Origin of the sequence: Streptomyces sp. NPDC001604, from assembly GCF_042893475.1 — a bacterium.
Classification (GTDB): Bacteria; Actinomycetota; Actinomycetes; order Streptomycetales; family Streptomycetaceae; genus Streptomyces.
The window spans coordinates 18,066-34,371 of record NZ_JBIAUY010000008.1; the positions used below are offsets into that span (position 1 = coordinate 18,066).

Consider the following 16,306-nt stretch of genomic DNA (forward strand, 5'->3'; position numbering starts at 1 on the left):
CGGGTACCGCCCCCTCCTGCGTTGTCAGTGCAGGCCGCTATGGTGGCGTTGCAGGAGAGAACATGAACGGACGAGCCACGGGGGGCAGTTGTGCCGTCGGACCACATGGATTCCGATCCCGAAGTCCTCAAGGCCGAGGGCTTCACCATGTACTCGGTCGGCCAGGACTTCTCGAAGGCCGTGACCGCGCTGCAGAACGGACTGACCGCACTGGAACAGGGCGACACCCCGCCGTGGGGCGACGACGACATCGGCGAGAAGTTCGGTGTCGCCTACGAGGGGCTGCGCGACGGCATGTACCAGTCGATGGGCAGCCTGGCGGAGCGGCTGGCGGGCATGGGCGTCGCCTTCACCAAGATGGGCGTGGCCCACGAACAGAACGAGGCCGAGCAGGTCGACATCTGGCGGAAGACGACCGCGGAGTTCGACGGTCAGGTGAAGCTGCCGCCCGGCGTATCACAGACCATGGTCGTCAAGGCGCAAAACACCTGATCCACGGCGGATGCGTGGTGCCCGCACGTAGGGTGAGACGCGTACGTGGTTCACATGTCAGGAAGAGGCCCCGCACGATGGCGGAGACGGCAGAACAGATCAAGGCGCGCAAGGAGCGGGAGCGGGACGAGCTGTACGCCCTCGACATTTCCGGCGTGGAGTGGCACAGCGCGCCCGGTACCGAGGAGCACGAGGAGCGGGTCGAGATCGCGTACCTGCCCGAGGGCGCCGTGGCCATGCGGTCGTCCCTCGATCCCGACACGGTGCTGCGGTACACCGAGGCGGAGTGGCGGGCGTTCGTGCTGGGCGCGCGGGACGGGGAGTTCGACCTGGAGCCCGCCCCGCACAACGGCGGGGTTTCGGCCGACTAGACACTACGGCCCCGCATCCCCGAAGGGGCGGGGCCGAGCACGGCACCGCCGGAGCATGCGGTGATCAGTACAGCGAGAAACCGCCGCTGTGGCGGCCCTGGTTCTTCTTGCCGGTGGGTGACGACTGGCCCTCCGCCTCCGGCCTCCTCGGCTCGGACGGGTCGCCGGGCCGGCTTGCGCCGGCCAGCGGCTCACCGTGCCTGACCTGGTCGCGTTCCTCCTCGGAGAGCGACTCCCACTGGCCGCGCAGGGACGCCATGCCACCGCCCAGGGCGCGGGCCACCGCGGGGTCGTCGAGGGCGTCGCGCAGGGGCAGGCGGCCGGAGAGCAGCTTCTTCGCCGCGTCCTGGAGATCCTTTCCGACGCCGTCGTTCTCGGACAGCTTGCGCAGCGCGGAGTTCAGGGAACGTATCTGCTCCGGTTCGAGCGCCTCGTCCAGCACGCCTCGCTCCGGCGAAGAGCCGGACGGGGTCGGTGAGTTCTCGGTTCGCCTGGTCATGTCGCTCCGCTTCTCTCGCCGGCGTCGTCTCTCGGACGTCCTCGGACACCGGCAGTATCTCGCGTCACGCGCGAGTGTCATGCGGGCGGCGTGGGACCACGCCGGCCGCGGCGTCCGCGCAGGCTCCCAGGACGCGACGCACGACCCGGACATCGGCGACCGCAACTCCCCTGAGGCCGAGTACAAGACGGCCCGCACACCGCTCGGCACGACCTGAAATGCGACTCCAAGTACGTCTACGGGATCCAGGTCCACCGAAGCCGTCACGCGCCGAACACATCGTCAGGATCTGCGCAGGACCTGCGACGGATTTGTGACAGCAGTCCTCTGAAGTTGTCCACGGGTGATTCCGTAAGCTTTGCCAACGGCTGTACTTCTGTGTGACATCCCTTGACCGATGAGGGAGTTGTACGGCCGTGTCATCTGACGGGGGGACTTTCTGCTGTGTCCATGATGCTGCCGAACGAGCTCGAATGGGTTCTCGAGATGCTCGGCTACAACTGGCCGACGGCAGACGAGGACAAGCTCAAGGACTGCGCGAAGCTGTGGCGGAAGTTCGGCGACGACGTCACCGAACTGCACACCAAGGCGAACACCAGCGCCCGCCAGGTGGTGGCCCACAACGCCGGTGAGTCGATCGACGCGTTCACCAAGACGTACGCCAAGTTCGACGGCGGGGGCGGTGGCGGGTACCTCCAGAACGCCGCCCAGGCCGCGTACATCATCGCGACCGTACTGGAGGCGTGCGCCTACCTCGTCGAGTTCGCGAAATGGGCGGTCATCGCCCAACTCATCGCCCTGGCCATCGAGATCGCCGCGGCCCAGGCCGCCGCGCCCTTCACCTTCGGCCTGTCCGAGGTCGGCGCGCTGGGCGCGACCCAGGCCGCCCGGCTGATCGTGCGCCGGCTCCTCAAGGAGCTCAAGGACGCGCTGCTCGAGGCGATCGTCGAGGCGATGAAGGAGCCCGCGATCTCGATGATCGAGGCGATCATCACCGACCTGATCCGCCAGACGGTGAACGTCGGCTTCGGCGCCCAGGAGGGCTACGACCTCGCCACCACCGCCAAGCAGGGCGCCGACGCCGGCTGGGACGCCATCAAGCAGACCCCGCAGACTCTTGCCGAGGGTGTGCGGGACAGCCTGGGCGAGAAGGCGGGGCACCGGGCCCACCATGCGATCGACAGCCGGATCGACGGGCATGGGTCGTCGGGGAGCGACGGCGGGCACGGGGAGGAGGGCGGGGGCTCCAACTCGTCGGAGAACTCGGGTAGTTCAGACACCTCAGACGCTGCCGGCAGTGAGGGGGACTCGGACTCGTCTTCCGGCTCCGGTTCCGGTTCGGGTTCCGACTCCGGCTCGAACTCCGACGGCTCCGACTCCTCGGTGGCGGGCTCCTCCACGTCGACGCATGCGAGCAGCGATGTGGGCTCGAACATAGGTGGCGGGATATCCGCCGACACCGGCGGCAACAACATCGGCGGGCTGGATGTGGGTGCCGGCCCGGGCTCCGACTCGGGATCGGACTCCGGGGCCGGGTCCGATTCGGGGCCCGGCCCGCAGGGCGCGGGCCCGACGCTCTCCCACTCGGGTCCGACCCTGTCCGACTTCGACGACCCGTCGCCCGGCGGGGCGCACTCCGGTGGCTCCGACACCGGGGGGTCGTCCGACAGTCCGGTTTCCACCGGCGGCCCGTCCCACTCCGGCGGCTCCTCCGTCTCCGGCCTGTCGTCGCCGTCGGTGCACACCGTGTCGGCCTCCGCTTCGCCCGGGGGAACGCCGGCGTCGACGGGCGGCCACGGCTCGATCGGAACGTCGATCGACAGCTTGGCCGCGACCGCGCCCACGCACACCAACGCGGCGCCCACTTCTGCACCTTCGACGGGCGATACGTCGTCGGGGGGCGCCGGTGGCGGCCGTGCGGACGGTGGACCGGCGGGCATGCCGACCTCGCCCGTGGCGCCTTCTGTGGGAGGCAGTACGGGTGGTTCGCATCAGGGCGGAGGTACGTCGTCGTCCGGCGGCGCCGGCCCGTCCGGGTCGAGCCCGAGCAGCCCGGCGCCCAACTCCGGTGGGGCAAGGAGCGGTTCGGCCGGCACTGCCTCACCCACGGGGTCGGGGCCCGCATCCGCGCCGAGCCCCACTCCGTCGACGGCGCCTCGGAGCGCTCCGGCGTCCACGCCCGCACCCACGCCCACGGCTTCGGCGGACGGTCGGGGGGCCGGTACGGCGGGTGTCGGGCTTTCGGGCCCGGCGAACGGCCGTGTCTCCGGCACGGCGAGTGCCGGAGTCCCGACTGCCGGGGACGGGCGTGCGTCCGGCACCCCGGACGGTCGTACCTCCGGCACCCCGGACGGGCGGATACCGGGACAGCGCACGCCCGGGAGTACGACGCCGGGTGACGGTACGAGGCCGGGGGACGGTACAAGGCCGGGGGACGGTACAAGGCCGGGCGACGGCACCACGTCCCGCAACAACCCCGGTGACGGTACGACGCCCCGCCAGACGCCCGGTACCAGGCCGGGGGACGGCGTCCCGCCTCGGGGCAGCACCCCGGGCGACGGCGCCACTCGCAGCACGACACCGGGTGACGGCACCGTGCCCCGCGGCACCACGGACCCGACCGGCAGCACTCGTACCAACACCCCGGGGCAGACGCCGGGCACGAGCGCCTCGAACCCGAGCTCATCACCGTCGTCGTCCCCCAGGACCTCGTCGACGTCCACCGGCACCTCCACCACGGCACCCTCCGCCTCGACCGGCACGGGTTCCGGATCCGGTTCCCACTCCGACTCCGGTTCCGGCACCGGCTCGAACCCCTCGGCGTCGGGCAGCCGTACCCCCAACTCCTCGAACTCCAACCTGCCCGGCCCCGCCGCGCAGGGCACGCCCGGCAGCACCGGCACGACTCCTCCCGGCAGACCGCCGCAGGAGCCGTCGGGCGGCTCGCCCAACGGTCCGCAGCAGCCGGCCGCGCAGTCCAACGCACCGACGCAGAACACCCCACCCGGCAATCCGCAGCAACAGCGGCACCAGCAGCAAGTGACCCCGGTCCCGGTCCACACCGTCATCCGGACCCCGGGTGCCGCCGCGTCGCCGTCGCACACGGCGGGCTCCGCCTCGCCCCAGGCGCCGGGTTCGCCGCAGGCAACCCCGGGAAACCCGAACCACCAGCAGCACCCGCAGCAGGACAGCCTCCAGGACATCCGTGCCGACCTGGACCACTACCCGGGCGGCCTGACCGATCCCGACCCCGCCGATCAGCAGGCGCTGGTCGACGCGGTGCCGCACAACGAGGACGGCACCCCGCAGCGCTTCCCCGACCCCTTCGAGGGCAACTGGTCCCAGCTCCAGAACGACGGCGGCGTCAACGTCCCCGGACGCAGCAACAACTGCGCCGACTGCTCCCGTTCGTTCCTGGAGACCTGGTACGGCAACCCGCAGGTCTCGGCGCCGCGCACCCTGGACACCGACGCGAACGGCAAGCCGGACCACTGGTCCCCCGAGGACGACGCGAACGACAACCAGATCCGCTGGACCGGCGCCGCCCACACCTACGCCGGTCCCGGCGGCGACCCCGCAACCGCCGACAACATCGCGAACACCCTCCAGCAGGCGGGCCCCGGCTCGGCAGCCATCGTCCAGGTCGACTGGCCCGGCGGGGGCGGCCACGCCTTCAACGTGGTCAACCACAACGGCAACATCGTCTGGGTCGACACCCAGAGCGGCCAGGTCAGCAGCCAGCCCCTGCACATCGACCAGGCGGCGCACGTGTGGCACATCCCGCTGGACGCCGACCGCAACCCGATCGACACCAGCCAGCCGCAGACGAACGGCTCGGAGAGCCAGAGCGGCGAGTCGCAGAACGAGAACGGCGACGGCTCCCAGCCGGACAACGCCCAGAACGACGAGCAGCAGGAAAACGGCCAGGACCCGCAGAACGAGGTCTCGGCCGACCCCCCGAAGCAGGAGGACGACACCGACACGGGAACCGACGCTCCCGTGCCGACGGACCAGGACTCCTCGACCGACGCCGACCCTGCCCAGCCGTCGACCGCCGACCCGAACACCTCGTCGTCGAAACCGACGAACAGCGAGCCCGGCGACGAGAACGGCCGCCCCCGGAGCGAGACACCGAGCATCCGGGACCAGCAGGCGCACCCAGGCGAGGCGGCGCGTCCTGACGAGCGGGACCACACTCCCCGCGAGGACGAAGAGCAGCCGACCGCGACGACCGAAGCTCCGCCCCGGTCCGACTCGGCTGAGCAGCAGGGGCCACCCGCGCACACCACGTCCGACGCCACCGACAACGGCACCCCGGACAAGACCGCCACCCCCGCCCGGACCGAGGCGCATCCCCCGAGCGATCCCACCACGGACCGGCACACACCTCAGCAGACCACCGCGCCTGCGGACCCGCGCACCACCGATCCGCGCACCCCGGATCCACGTACGTCCGCCCCCCACAACCCGGATCCCCGCGCGCACGACCCACGTACGTCCGACCCACGTACGTCCGACCCACGTACGTCCGACCCACGTACGTCCGATCCCCGCGCTCAGGACCCGCGCACCTCGGACACGCAGCGGGACACCTCGCCGCGGAAGAGCCCGGAGGCCGACGAGCGGTCCCACGGACGGCGCCCGGACAACGAGCCGACGCCGGACCGGCAACACCCCGATCACGCCGAAGACCCGCGGCCGGCGAAGGAGGACCGGACCGAGAACTCGGACCCGGCTCGTCCCGACGGCCCGGACCGGTCCCCCGCCGACGACCACCGCGACCGCCCCGGCAACATGACCAAGGACTCCGCGGTTCCCCCGCGCGAGAGCCCGCCGGACGGCAGGAACGCCGATGCGGCCCACTACGTCAAGGATTCCGTCAACGGGAAGAGGCCGCTGTACGGCGACATCGCGGATGAGCGGGCCGCTGCGGACACCACCCGATCCGATGCGGATGCCGCCTCCCCGCCACACGGGCCCGTCGAACCCGGAGCTCACAACAATGAGGACAAGAAGGCGTTCATCCGCAGGATGGTCGACTTCGCCAATGAGAGCAGGGAGAACCGCCAGAAGTACTGGCGCAAGGACGGCCAACGTCTGCGCCTTGACGACAGGGTCGACGGCCGGGAGCTTCCGCAGCTCAAGCGGGACCCCGATTACCCCGACGACCCCGACAAATTCATAGCGGCAAGCGATGTCCCGCCTCCGGTACAACCCGACTACATGCCTGAAGAAACTCATCCGCCCCTCAATCTGGGCCGCGGTGAGGGCACTATCACTCCTGAGAATCTTGCCGCCCTCGACAGGGAGACCAACAACCGCGAATGGACCCTCCAGGCCGACCGGATCAGCGAGGCCGAAAAGGTGCGGGCAAAAGAGGATCACGGCGAGGATTCGGAGGAATACAAGGCCGCCAAGCGCGTCTACGCGGATACGCATTCCGCGGTGCGGGACATCGGTGAGAGCCATGGCGAGATGGCAGCGCTTCATCATGCGATGGCCACCCAGCACCCTGAGTACGTACTGGTCGACGTACCGCGGACAGGTAACGGCAGCGATCAGTTCGACCAGATCTATGAAGACCCGAACAATCCCGGTCATTACATCGTGGTCGAAGCCAAGGCCCCCACTGGCCAGCTCGGTCCGCGCACCGGCCATACCGGCCAGAAGGTGATGCAGGGCACCAGGGAGTACTTCGAAACCATCACCATGGTCATGCAGGAAGGAACCCCGGAACAAAAGGAAATTGCCGACAAGCTGGAGGCGGCTTACGAGCTGGGGAACGTTCAGTACGTTTTGGTGCAATCCAAGGTCGAAACCGATCCCGAAGCGAACGAGGCAGCCAACAACGGGAACACCGAGGGTGGTTACGTCGGCGGGGAAGGACCTCGCGAACGCAAGAGGTACGGTGGGGTCACGATGGAGTACTTCGACATTCGAAAGCCGGAGGACAGGCAGGAATGACTACACAAGTGACGCGTCACGAAGTGCCTGCCGACCGCGTATCCAGCGTCCAAGCACTCGTCGACGACACCGAGGCGCGGGTCCGGAAGCTCGAAACCATGCCCAGCACTTTCAACACTGGTCTGAACAGGGCGCTCGTGAACGCCAAGAGCCATTGCGCCCTTGATCCCCGCGCCGCCCGGATCGAGACCTGGGAAGCCTGGGTGGCGGCCATGCAGATCGGCTCCGCCCTGTTCCGGTCCGCCACCTCACCGGAACCCACCGTGGAGTGCCTGATCTCGGGCAAGCCGCGCACGATCCGCTCCACCGGCCCACACCCTCCCGCCAACGCGGGCAACTGGCTCACCGCCTTCTACCTGGCGCTCGTCTGCCGCGAGCGCGAACGGCTCACAGAACTGAGCAACGTCCCCGTCTCGCTGCTGCGCGAGTCCGGAGCGGTGTTCGACGAGTACATCTACGACTGGGTCGACACGCTTCAGACGTACTGGAAACAGGGCCACGGCGTCGGCGACAAGCTGGTGGCCGCGATCAACGGCACGGATCCGGAGGTCCTGCAGGTCGCCGACCGCAGCCTGATGCTGCGCATCCTGTATCCCCCGCTCAACCTGTTCTACCGCCTGGTCAGAGGCGACAGCAGCGAGCAATTCGACGTCGAACTGGTGAAGGCCCTGGAGTGGCACAAGGAGTACTGGACCGCGGAGGAGTCCACGGCCGCCCAGGTCAGCGGCCTCGTCGCACTGGGACCACTGGCCATGGCCTGCCTCGCCTACGACGCGGGGCTCTCCATCGACGTGGAGTCCGGCTACATCCCCAAGTACCTGTTGGAACGCGGCCGAGTCGGCGACTTCCCGACCTGAGGAAGTCCCCCAGGGGGAGCACCAGGGCTACGAAACGAAGCAGTTCGGCATCAGGACGAAAGAAGAGAAGGCGGCGTTGCAGATCCCGCGACATGAATTCCCGACGCGAAACATGGCGAGGATCCTCCCGGCCCTCACCGCCGACTTCTGGGAAGACGTCGACGGGCTGCAGAAGGAACCCTCGTGGTTCTCGAACGTTCTGGCCGACGCCATCGGGCTCCTCGGCCGGCACTGCGTCGTGGACCCGGAGGCCGACAGGCTCGAAACCTGGGAAGCCTGCGTCACCGCCATGCAGGTCGGCTCCGCCCTGTTCGCAGCGGCCCGGCCCACCACCGGTACCTTCGAGTACCGCATCGGCCATGACCTGCACACCATCCGCACCGGTGCCCTGCCCCGGGCTCACGCCGGCAATTGGCTCAGTGCCTTCTGGCTCGCCGCCGTCTGCCGCGAGAAGAAGCGCATGACCGAGCTGTGCCAGTTCCCCAGCGCGCGGATGCGCCAGGCCGACGGAGTCTTCGACGAGTACATCTACGACTGGGTGGACGCACTGCAGGCCTACTGGCTGGGCCGCCCCGAATTCGGCGACAAACTGGTCGCCGCAGTGGAGGGAACGGACCCCGCCGAGCTGCGCAATGCCCCACGCGACGGCGTCCTCCAGATCATTTGTCCGCCGATGAATCTCCTCACCCAGCTGGCCCGCGGCGACCAGGACAAAATCAACGCCGAACTGGCCAAGGCCCTTGAACGGCACAAGGACTACTGGACCCACGACGAGGACCGTGCCCTGGACACCCGTGGCCTCATCGCCCTGGGCCCGCTGGCCGTGTCCTGCCTCGCCGTCCAGGCCGGCTTCACCATCACCGTCGAGTCCGAGTACCTGCCGAAACATCTCCTCGAAGGTGCATGGATCAACGAGTTCCCCACCTGACCGCAGCCGCCTCCGCCCCGCCCCCGGGCGCCAGACGAAGGAAGCCCATGACCTCGGACACCCCGCCCCCGGCCCCACAGACCCCGCCCACCACCCCGGACCAGGCCCTCGAGATCGTCCGCTCGCGTTACGCCGAGCCCAAGCTGCCCGACGGCACCCCCGCCGAGCTGCGGGTCCACGAGTTCGACATCGGCTACCTGGTGTACGCGGTCTTCCCGCCCACCACCGACGCGGCCGGCCGGCCCCGGCCCGCCCCGCCCGGCGGAGCCAAGATCGTGGTCTCGAAGGAGACCGGCGAGAGCGTGACCGTCCCCAACTTCCCGACCGAGCAGGCGATCGCGCTGTACCGGCAGAACCTCGGTCGCAACTCCTAGCCTTCGTCCACCACTCCGGCACCCGCGAGGTCCCCCACCGATGACCGCCCCGACCAACGGCTACGCACCCCATCCCTACCTGGGCGGACGCACCGCCGTACTGCGTGCGCTCGCCGCCTGGCGGTCGGGCCGGCCAGGTGCACCCCGGGTGATCGTCCTCACCGGCAGCCCGGGCAGTGGGCGTTCGCACCTGCTGACCGGCTTCCTGATGCTGTGCGACCCGGAGTTCCGCGGACGGCTGCCGCTGTCGGACCTCGACCCGTCGACCGTGCCGCCCGACCTCCCCGCCCCGGCCGTGCCGAGCGCGGCGGGGCTGACCGCGGCGCAGCTCGGCTGGCTCATCGCGGACCACTACGGCATCCAGGCCGACCGCCTCGAAGAGGTCTACGCCGCGCTCGGCGCCCTCGGCCGGACCGAGACGGTGGTTGTGCCCGATGTCGACCGGGCGGGTCCGGTGCGTACGGCGGGCGAGCCGGCCCGCGTCGTACGGGAGGTGCTGAGGCCGCTCGCCGTCACCGCGAACGTGCGGCTGCTCGCGGAGGTACCGCGCGAGCTCGCCACCGACCTCGAAGGTGAACTCCCGCCCGGCACGGTGCAGATCATCGATCTCGACGACCCGCAGTGGGCCGACCCGCGCGGTCTGGTGCTGCAGGCGTACGCGCTGCTCAGACCGGAGTCCGGCGCCCCGGAGCCGCCCTTCGCCTCGGATGCTGCGGCGAGGCGGACCCTGGCCGAGGCGATCGGACGCCGGGCCGGAACGAGCCCCCTCACCGTGCAGCTCGCCGTCCGGAGCCTCCTGATGAGTCCGGGCTCGGCCGCCCCGTACGACGAGACCCTCCTGCCCTCGTCCCTTGGCCAGGCACTCGACCTGCACGCCCGCCGCCTCGGAGCGGACCCGCCGGCTCTGCGTCAGCTCCTGGCGCCGCTGGCCCTCGCGGAGGGCGACGGTCTGCCCGTCGACCTGTGGATACGGCTCGTCAACGCCCTTGCGGGCAAGGACATGAGCGGCGTCCTCGCGGACAGCGGCGCGCTGGCCGGCCCGTTCGTCGAGTCGGTCCGGCGGGACCGGGACGGGGGCGGCAGTACGCGGACGTTGCTACGGCTGCTGCACCCGGCCATCGGCGAGGAGCTCCGCGCCGGCCTGCCGAGCGTCCGTGCCGCCCAGACGCAGATCGCGATGACGCTGCTTGAGGCCGTGCCGGACCAGGACTGGAGCAAGGCCGACCCGTATGTACGGGACCACATCGCGGGCCACACCCTGGAGGCGGGCCTGCTGCCCCAACTCCTCACGGATCCCGGGCTGTTCGTCCACGCCGCTCCGGTGCCGCTGCGGGCCGCCGTCGAGGCAGTACCGGCCGAGGAACTGGGTGCACCGGCCCGGACGTACCTGCGTACGGCGGCCCTGCTCACCCGCACCCAGGTGCCTGCGCTGCAGCGTGCCGCCCTGCTGGAGACGGCCTTCGTGGAGGACGGCCTGCTCGAGTACGCCGACGCCATCCACGGTCGGCTCGGCCTCGACCTGCCCTGGCGCACCCTGTGGAGCCTGCCCGTCCCCGGCGTCAGCGCGGTGAGCGTCGGCTGTCTGCCCCGTCCGGAAGGACCGGCCGCTCCCGTCGCCGTGCTCGCCGTACCGACGGGCACGCTCATCCACAGCCTCGTAGAACCGGAAGATCCGGGCGAGATCGACCCCACACAGGTCCTGCCCCTCTCCGAGGAGGCGCGGGCCGCCGCTCCGCTGGTGCTGAGCCGCGGCGCCGACTACGTCCGGGTCTGGGACCGGGCGACGGAGGACGTCGTGGCCGCGCTGGTCTCCGACACACCCGTCATCGCGGCCGACCTCTCCCCCGAGGGCATCCTCGTCGTCGCAACCGAGCGCGGTGCGAAGGCTCTGCACATCACCGGACAGCCGCTCGGCGGCATCCCGTCCGTCTGACAGCCCACATCCTTCACGCAGCCCGCTCCTGCTCCACCGTCCCCCTCCTGATCTCACTGATAATTTGCTGCTTCTGCCAGTCAACTCCATTGAGTCCACAGGGAACCATGAGCCAGCCGCCCTTCCAGCCGCCGCCGCAGCCACCTCAGCCGCCGCAGACCCACCCGAACCCCTACGCCCAGCCCGTCCCCCCGCTGCAGCAGCCGGGGTTCGGGCCGCCGGCTCCTCCGCCCGGGCAGCCCCCGATGTACGCCGGACCGCAGCCCGTCCCTCAGGGGCAGCCGCCGATGTACCCGATGCAGCCGACACCGCCGTTCCAGGCGCCGCCCTTCGGGCAGCGGCCCAATGCGGGCGGTAATGCCGTCGGCGCGGTGTTCCTCGGGTTGTTGGTCTCCTTCGTCGTGTCGGCGCTCTACACCGGCCTGATCCTGGCGACCTACAAGGACATCACGTCCACCACCGTGGCCAACACCCTCTCCTTGGGCCATGCGCTTCTCAATGGCGCGCTGGTCGGCGCACTGGTCGGCAAGGTGGGGCGCGGCAGCAACGGTGCCCGGATCGGCGGAGCCGTCGTCGCCGCGCTCGGCGCCTTCTTCGGCGACGCCAACGCCCTCCCGCTCATCATCGCCAAGGAACAGTCGTTCATGGCGCTCAAGGACATGCTGGAGTACAACCCGTTCCTCCCGGCCAAGGCCTGGTGGCACAGCGATGCCACCGGTGGAGTCGACTGGTTCTCCCTGCTCAGCCTCGTACTCGCCGCAGGCGCCGCCTGGGGCGTCGCGTACCTCGTCGGCAGCAGGCGCCGTCCCGCATGAGTCTCTCCCCCTCCCCTTCCCCACCGCCACCGTCGTGCCCACCGGGCGGCGTTCCGCCCGGCGCATGGTGCCCCTCGGCATCGCGCTCACGGCGATCAGTGCCCTCGTTCTGTTCGGCGGTGTGGTGATGACCGCCGGCCTCGGGGACGGTGAGCCGAACCCCAAGGGAATCGGGGGAATCGCCATGGGGCTGTTCCTGGGCTTCATCGGCGTCGCCAACCTGGTCACCGCCCGGTCGGGCCGGCACTCCAGCGTGAGCGTCGACCATCAGGGGCTGTGGGTGAGCAACGGCAGCGCACAGAACGTCATCCCCTGGCAGAGCCTCGCCGGAGTCGGCCTCCACTGGAGCAGGACGGGCAGAGGCGGGGTGAAGGTGTACTCGATCGAGCTGTGCCCCAACGCTCCCATCGACCGCGACGACCCGGTGCTGTGGCCCCTTGTCCGCGACGAGGAGCCGATGCTTCCGACCCTCCCGCGGCTGCGTTACCGCCTCCCCGTTCCGGCGAGTTCCCGGGTGCCGCTGGCCACCGCGATCCAGCGGCAGGTCCCCGAGCTGTGGCTCGGCGAGACCGAGCGTGAGGCCGGCTACCTGGGTGTTCCGGATCGCAAGGGGCACCGGGAGCGCACGCGCGGATTCTCGCGCTGACGTCCGGCTTCCCTCCGGCGACACGGCTCCTCGCCGGCTCCCTCAGCGTCACGCTGACGAGCGGCGCCGCGCCGGCGGCTGCCTTGCGCCACGCCGCCCGCCGGCGCCTCAGCGCCGACCCGACCGCTTCACCCCGACGGAACCGTGCACGGGCGCGTCCCGCTCGGCGCGTTCCCGGTCGAGTTCGGCCTGCTGCCGTGCGTCCCAGTCCGCGAATTGGCCCTTGGCCTGCTGGCGTTCGGCATACGTCTGGTCGTCGGCCGCCCGGCGCATCTCGTGGAGCCGCTGGTACACGGCCTCGGTGTAGCGGGGGTCCTGAAAGGCGTCCTTGACGTCGACGCGACCGCTCAGCACCTCACTCGCCATCTCGCGCAGGGCCGGGTCGAGCGAGGTCGCGCCCGCGATGGTACGCAGGGAACGGCGCAGCCGCAGGGCCTGTTCGGGGTCCTGGGCGATCCCCATGAGTTCCTCGTCCTGGATCTCCCGGTCCGCGGTCATGGGTCCGGCCGTCCTTCCTGTCGTGTCGTGTCTTGTCGTTCGCTACCGGTATGGGGCGTCACCCGAACTCGCTGCGAGCCCAGTCCTGCGCGCCTCCCGAGCCGTGCGAGGAGCCCGAGCGCGCCGTACCGGCGGAGACCGGGGTCCTGTGGCCGGCGGCCGAACTCGCACCTGCCTCGGAGGAGTTGTCCGCAGACCCCTCGGACGGCTCTCCACTGCCGCCCCCGCGTCCGGACAGCGCAGCGACACCGTGCTGTACGCGATTCCCGACCGCCCCGGTGGCCTTCTCCGTCGCCTGGTCCACGGCGTTGTCCACGTGCCCCTGCACGTCCGTGTAGCCCGCGAGGGTCGATCCCTCGCCGCCCCTGACCTCGTTCTCGAGGTTGTCCAGGTATTCGCCGCCCGCCTTCTTGGCGACGTCCGTGGTCTCTCCGAGGTTGATCCCGGACCGCTCGTCGAAGTGGGTCTCGATGCTCTGCTGGGCGATGTTCTGCGCCATTCCGACGGCGGCTTCCTTGGCCTTCTCCTTGGCCGCGTCCACCACCTTCTCCTGGACGAACTGCTTCGCCTCTTCCTTGATCTTGTCCTTGGCGAACTGCTTGACCTTCTCCTTGGTGACCTTCTCGAGCTGCTCCTTGGCGATCTTCTTGAGGGCGTCCATGGTGGCGTGCTCCATGGCCTTGGTGATCGCCTGCATGACCTCAGTCCTGAGCTTGTTGAGCAGCTCCCGGACGATCACCCGCGCCGCCTGGGTCGCACCCAGCGCGCCGACCTCGGACAGTCCGAAGGTGAAGGGGGCCGCCGCCTGCGCCGCGATGATCTCCACGGCCAGGGCGACGAGTTGCGCGATCACGGCCAGCTTCGCCGTGAGGACAGCGATCGCGGCCGCGTCGAAGGCGAGGGCGATCACCTCGCACGCGGTCTTCGCGTCCGGGATGTAGCTGTCCTGGCCGCCCGCGCCGGTATAGGCGCCCCAGCCCTTGGTGAATTCGTCGACGGCCGTACCGGCGTTGCTCGCCAGGATGGTGCGGGCGAACCCGTCGCCGTCCGTCTGGATCGTTTCGAGGTCCTTGCCGAAGGCCCGCCAGGCCTCGGCGACATCGTGCAGTGCCTGTTCGTCGGCCTCGGGCCAGCTGTAGCCGAGGAGATCGAGCACCCAGACGAGCTCGCTGGGCAGTGTGAGCGACATGCCAATATCCCCGAATTTAATTAGAGTCGGCCCGAGATCCCGTCCATCAGAACATAGTTCGACGATTCCGATTCGTCATAGTTATGTGCCATGTCCTGCAGGTTGTGACCGATCTTCTCCAGCCGCTTCCCCAGGCTGTCCATCGATGTGAAGATTCCGTCACGAACCGGCGTGTAGACCTGCCCGAAGATCTCCCCGAAATCCGCGTCCGCCCACGGTTCCCCCAGCCCTTCAAGGGTGTCCTGGAGCCGCTTGGAGGCCTTCGTGAAATCGCCTCCGAGTTCGGCGAAGTTCACTCCCTGCTTGCGGAGTACGTCGGTGTCCACATCAAAGGCGTCGAACGCCATAACTCTCCCCCGTACCGCTTGGCGCATTCATATAGGACGACAGACGGATACCTTAGACTCCTCGCGCACGGCCCGGCAAACCGTCGGTCAAGATCGTAAAGTTTCCCAGGGGGACGACCAACAGTGGTGACAACACAGCCGCGTTACGGCAGTACAGGCAGCCTTTGGGTGGGAAGACTCGTCGGTTTGGGGCTGCTCCTCGTGGCCGTGGCCATCGCCGCGGTGACCATTCCGGAACTGCGCAGTGAACTTGCCGGTGATGGCACCGAAGGAACCCTCACGGTTTCTTCATGTGAAACACACACGAGGACCCACTACGGCACGCACAGGCGTACGACACAGCTCGAGTTCAGCTGCACAGGAAACTGGACCGCACAGGACGGCAAGACCAGTTACCAGGACGTCGTGGTGAACACGTCCTCGCGTTTCGAGGCGGGCGCGAAAATCCCCGTCGTACAAGCGGACGACACCTTCGAACTTCCCGAGGACCGGGCGCCAGGAAAAGACGCGGCACTTCTCGCGTTCTGCCTCTCCCTGGTGGCTTTCGGCATTTTCTGCCTTCTCACCGGTTTCGGGGCCCGCAACGGCCCCGCCCTCTCGGAGTCCTGGCAGCGTCTGCCGGCCTCGCGCGTCACCGGGCCCGTCCTGGGCGGCGTATTCGCCCTGGGCGCCCTGGCGGCACTCGTCTGCGCACTCGCCCTGTAACGCCCGCCCGTATCCCTCCTGAGGACCCCCATGACACAAGTACACGGGAACGCCGCGACGAACGCCGCCGCACCCGGAGATCGCACGGGCCTCGGCCGCCTCATCGGCGCAGGCCTGATCCTCGTGGGCCTCGTCGCCCTGGCTCTCGGCGCCTACCTCGGCCCCTACACCTACGCCACCTCCACCCCGGGCAAGCTCACCGTCCAGACCTGCACCGTCGAGTACAAGTACCGCAGCTCGTCGAGCAGTTCGAGCTCGCGGAAGAAGACGAGGACCAGATGGTGCTACGGCACCTTCACCTCCGACGACGGCACGGTCAAGGATCTCAACGCCGAGCTCAAGAGCGACGCCCTGTACACCCGCGGGCACGTCATCGAGGCCCGCCGGACGAGCGACACCTCGTATCAGCAGGACCACGGCTGGGCCCGCGCCATCGCCGTCGGCTGCGCCTGGGGGTTCGGCGCCCTGATCGCCCTGGCCGTCGGCCTCTTCTGCGCCGTCACCGGCTTCCCCTACGGCCAGGGCGAGAGCCGGGGCCTGTTCCGCACCGCCCTGGTGACGGTCGCGGTGGGCGTACTCGGCCTCGTGGTCAGTCTGTTGGTGGTGTTCTTCACGTGACGGCGGACCCCGGCCCCGGTGGGCGCACGGGGATGACGGTGGCACATCAAGTGACGGCTGCCCTACGCTG

At 69.5% G+C, this 16,306-nt stretch carries 16 protein-coding genes; 12 read left to right on the forward strand and 4 right to left on the reverse strand.

What is annotated here, in order from left to right; genetic code table 11:
• Positions 1-105: 105 nt before the first annotated feature.
• Positions 106-492, forward strand: coding sequence for a hypothetical protein (locus ACFY1E_RS22520; RefSeq protein WP_389078684.1), 387 nt, complete (start codon positions 106-108; stop codon positions 490-492).
• A 77-nt stretch (positions 493-569) separates the two neighbouring features.
• On the forward strand, positions 570-863 hold the full coding sequence (locus ACFY1E_RS22525; RefSeq protein ID WP_389078686.1) for a DUF397 domain-containing protein: 294 nt from the start codon (positions 570-572) through the stop codon (positions 861-863).
• 64 nt (positions 864-927) lie between these two features.
• Here the strand turns inward: ACFY1E_RS22525 and ACFY1E_RS22530 are convergent, their stop codons facing one another.
• Positions 928-1,362 carry a hypothetical protein gene (locus tag ACFY1E_RS22530; RefSeq protein WP_389078688.1) on the reverse strand — a complete coding sequence of 145 codons (435 nt, stop codon included), beginning with the start codon at positions 1,360-1,362 and terminating at the stop codon, positions 928-930.
• Between the two features lie 79 nt (positions 1,363-1,441).
• Here ACFY1E_RS22530 and ACFY1E_RS22535 point away from each other — a divergent pair, with 79 nt between their 5' ends.
• The 8 genes from ACFY1E_RS22535 to ACFY1E_RS22570 all read left to right on the forward strand — a co-directional run bounded on the left by ACFY1E_RS22535 (position 1,442) and on the right by ACFY1E_RS22570 (position 12,879).
• On the forward strand, positions 1,442-1,579 hold the full coding sequence (locus tag ACFY1E_RS22535; protein WP_389078690.1) for a hypothetical protein: 138 nt from the start codon (positions 1,442-1,444) through the stop codon (positions 1,577-1,579).
• Between the two features lie 233 nt (positions 1,580-1,812).
• Positions 1,813-7,326 (forward strand): toxin glutamine deamidase domain-containing protein, encoded by a 5,514-nt coding sequence (locus tag ACFY1E_RS22540; RefSeq protein WP_389078692.1) that lies wholly within the window; start codon positions 1,813-1,815, stop codon positions 7,324-7,326.
• A 98-nt stretch (positions 7,327-7,424) separates the two neighbouring features.
• Positions 7,425-8,183, forward strand: a complete 759-nt coding sequence (locus tag ACFY1E_RS22545) for an immunity 49 family protein (RefSeq protein WP_389078695.1) — start codon at positions 7,425-7,427, stop codon at positions 8,181-8,183.
• Between the two features lie 112 nt (positions 8,184-8,295).
• A complete protein-coding gene (locus ACFY1E_RS22550; protein ID WP_389078697.1) occupies positions 8,296-9,111 on the forward strand; it encodes an immunity 49 family protein in 816 nt (271 codons plus the stop codon).
• 47 nt (positions 9,112-9,158) lie between these two features.
• Positions 9,159-9,485 carry a hypothetical protein gene (locus ACFY1E_RS22555; RefSeq protein ID WP_389078700.1) on the forward strand — a complete coding sequence of 109 codons (327 nt, stop codon included), beginning with the start codon at positions 9,159-9,161 and terminating at the stop codon, positions 9,483-9,485.
• Positions 9,486-9,525: 40 nt separating this feature from the next.
• A complete protein-coding gene (locus tag ACFY1E_RS22560; RefSeq protein ID WP_389078702.1) occupies positions 9,526-11,418 on the forward strand; it encodes an ATP-binding protein in 1,893 nt (630 codons plus the stop codon).
• 107 nt (positions 11,419-11,525) lie between these two features.
• Positions 11,526-12,233, forward strand: coding sequence for a hypothetical protein (locus tag ACFY1E_RS22565; RefSeq protein WP_389078705.1), 708 nt, complete (start codon positions 11,526-11,528; stop codon positions 12,231-12,233).
• A gap of 34 nt (positions 12,234-12,267) precedes the next feature.
• Positions 12,268-12,879, forward strand: a complete 612-nt coding sequence (locus tag ACFY1E_RS22570; RefSeq protein WP_389078707.1) for a hypothetical protein — start codon at positions 12,268-12,270, stop codon at positions 12,877-12,879.
• Positions 12,880-12,987: 108 nt separating this feature from the next.
• Here ACFY1E_RS22570 and ACFY1E_RS22575 read toward each other — a convergent pair whose 3' ends face one another.
• From ACFY1E_RS22575 to ACFY1E_RS22585, 3 genes are read right to left on the reverse strand one after another with little or no spacing between them, the layout of a single operon-like run.
• On the reverse strand, positions 12,988-13,377 hold the full coding sequence (locus ACFY1E_RS22575) for a hypothetical protein (protein ID WP_389078710.1): 390 nt from the start codon (positions 13,375-13,377) through the stop codon (positions 12,988-12,990).
• Between the two features lie 58 nt (positions 13,378-13,435).
• The gene (locus ACFY1E_RS22580; protein WP_389078712.1) at positions 13,436-14,566 is read right to left on the reverse strand and encodes a PE-PGRS family protein; all 1,131 of its coding nucleotides are present in this window, start codon (positions 14,564-14,566) and stop codon (positions 13,436-13,438) included.
• 20 nt (positions 14,567-14,586) lie between these two features.
• Positions 14,587-14,913: a hypothetical protein gene (locus ACFY1E_RS22585; protein WP_389078715.1), complete on the reverse strand. Its 327-nt coding sequence runs from the start codon at positions 14,911-14,913 to the stop codon at positions 14,587-14,589.
• Between the two features lie 186 nt (positions 14,914-15,099).
• Here ACFY1E_RS22585 and ACFY1E_RS22590 point away from each other — a divergent pair, with 186 nt between their 5' ends.
• Together ACFY1E_RS22590 and ACFY1E_RS22595 are read left to right on the forward strand one after the other, a co-directional pair.
• Entirely contained in the window at positions 15,100-15,618 is a 519-nt protein-coding gene (locus ACFY1E_RS22590) for a hypothetical protein (RefSeq protein WP_389078718.1), read from the forward strand.
• Between the two features lie 30 nt (positions 15,619-15,648).
• Positions 15,649-16,236: a hypothetical protein gene (locus ACFY1E_RS22595; protein ID WP_389078721.1), complete on the forward strand. Its 588-nt coding sequence runs from the start codon at positions 15,649-15,651 to the stop codon at positions 16,234-16,236.
• The last annotated feature ends 70 nt before the right edge of the window (positions 16,237-16,306 follow it).

Coding starts and splice junctions, on each gene's coding strand:
- ACFY1E_RS22520 (WP_389078684.1), top strand. CDS start 106: ATGGATTCCGATCCCGAAGTCCTCAAGGCCGAGGGCTTCACCATGTAC.
- ACFY1E_RS22525 (WP_389078686.1), top strand. CDS start 570: ATGGCGGAGACGGCAGAACAGATCAAGGCGCGCAAGGAGCGGGAGCGG.
- ACFY1E_RS22530 (WP_389078688.1), bottom strand. CDS start 1,362: ATGACCAGGCGAACCGAGAACTCACCGACCCCGTCCGGCTCTTCGCCG.
- ACFY1E_RS22535 (WP_389078690.1), top strand. CDS start 1,442: ATGCGGGCGGCGTGGGACCACGCCGGCCGCGGCGTCCGCGCAGGCTCC.
- ACFY1E_RS22540 (WP_389078692.1), top strand. CDS start 1,813: ATGATGCTGCCGAACGAGCTCGAATGGGTTCTCGAGATGCTCGGCTAC.
- ACFY1E_RS22545 (WP_389078695.1), top strand. CDS start 7,425: ATGCCCAGCACTTTCAACACTGGTCTGAACAGGGCGCTCGTGAACGCC.
- ACFY1E_RS22550 (WP_389078697.1), top strand. CDS start 8,296: ATGGCGAGGATCCTCCCGGCCCTCACCGCCGACTTCTGGGAAGACGTC.
- ACFY1E_RS22555 (WP_389078700.1), top strand. CDS start 9,159: ATGACCTCGGACACCCCGCCCCCGGCCCCACAGACCCCGCCCACCACC.
- ACFY1E_RS22560 (WP_389078702.1), top strand. CDS start 9,526: ATGACCGCCCCGACCAACGGCTACGCACCCCATCCCTACCTGGGCGGA.
- ACFY1E_RS22565 (WP_389078705.1), top strand. CDS start 11,526: ATGAGCCAGCCGCCCTTCCAGCCGCCGCCGCAGCCACCTCAGCCGCCG.
- ACFY1E_RS22575 (WP_389078710.1), bottom strand. CDS start 13,377: ATGACCGCGGACCGGGAGATCCAGGACGAGGAACTCATGGGGATCGCC.
- ACFY1E_RS22580 (WP_389078712.1), bottom strand. CDS start 14,566: ATGTCGCTCACACTGCCCAGCGAGCTCGTCTGGGTGCTCGATCTCCTC.
- ACFY1E_RS22585 (WP_389078715.1), bottom strand. CDS start 14,913: ATGGCGTTCGACGCCTTTGATGTGGACACCGACGTACTCCGCAAGCAG.
- ACFY1E_RS22595 (WP_389078721.1), top strand. CDS start 15,649: ATGACACAAGTACACGGGAACGCCGCGACGAACGCCGCCGCACCCGGA.